Source organism: Pseudomonas sp. AMR01 (assembly GCF_041946035.1).
GTDB classification, from domain to species: Bacteria; Pseudomonadota; Gammaproteobacteria; order Pseudomonadales; family Pseudomonadaceae; genus Aquipseudomonas; species Aquipseudomonas antarctica_B.
The window spans coordinates 1-631 of sequence record NZ_JAUTYR010000114.1; the positions used below are offsets into that span (position 1 = coordinate 1).

The 631-nt window shown below is 60.5% G+C and carries 1 protein-coding gene and 1 pseudogene; both read right to left on the reverse strand.

The annotated features are described in order from the left end of the window. Window positions 1–294, reverse strand: a pseudogene (locus tag Q7C20_RS26790) (DNA polymerase III subunit beta); the annotation flags it as partial. A 162-nt stretch (window positions 295–456) separates the two neighbouring features. Continuing rightward, on the reverse strand, window positions 457–631 hold a 175-nt coding region (locus Q7C20_RS26795; RefSeq protein WP_375071196.1), incomplete at its 5' end, for a helix-turn-helix domain-containing protein.

A 631-nucleotide genomic window follows, 5' to 3' on the forward strand; every position in this document is an offset into this window, starting at 1 on the left:
CAGGCGGCCCGCGGCGGTATCAGCAGTGAGGTTGATCAGCGCCCCGTCGGGCAGTTTGCGCACAATCTCATGCAGCAGCGTGGCCGAAACGGTGGTGGCCCCCGCACGCTCGACTTGAGCCGCGACCTTATCGACCACTTCGATGTCCAGATCCGTGGCGCGGAAGGAAACATCGCTGCCGTCGGCTTCGATTAACACGTTGGCGAGGATCGGAATGGTGTTGCGGCGCTCGACCACGGATTGGGCTTGCGAAACCGCTTTGAGCAGTGCCGCGCGTTCGATGCTAAATTTCATATGCCTTCTCCCATACCGATTGCCGGGAGAGGCAAACTACCCGGTTCCCACGCTTACACAAGAACTTTTGTTGTTTTGTTGCTGCGATTGCAAGAGGGGCGCAAGCCGCGCCCCTGATCGCTGTTTAACCGTGTCCTGACAACAACCCTCAGGGGAAGGGGCTTAGGATTCGAGCGCCCGGCGCAGCAGTTCCAGATCCTCGGCAATCTGACCGTCCGAGACCTTCAACTCTTCGATCCGGCGCACGCCGTGCATGACGGTGGTGTGGTCGCGCCCGCCAAAGCGGCGGCCAATCTCGGGCAGGGAGCGGCTGGTCATCTGTTTGCACAGATACATC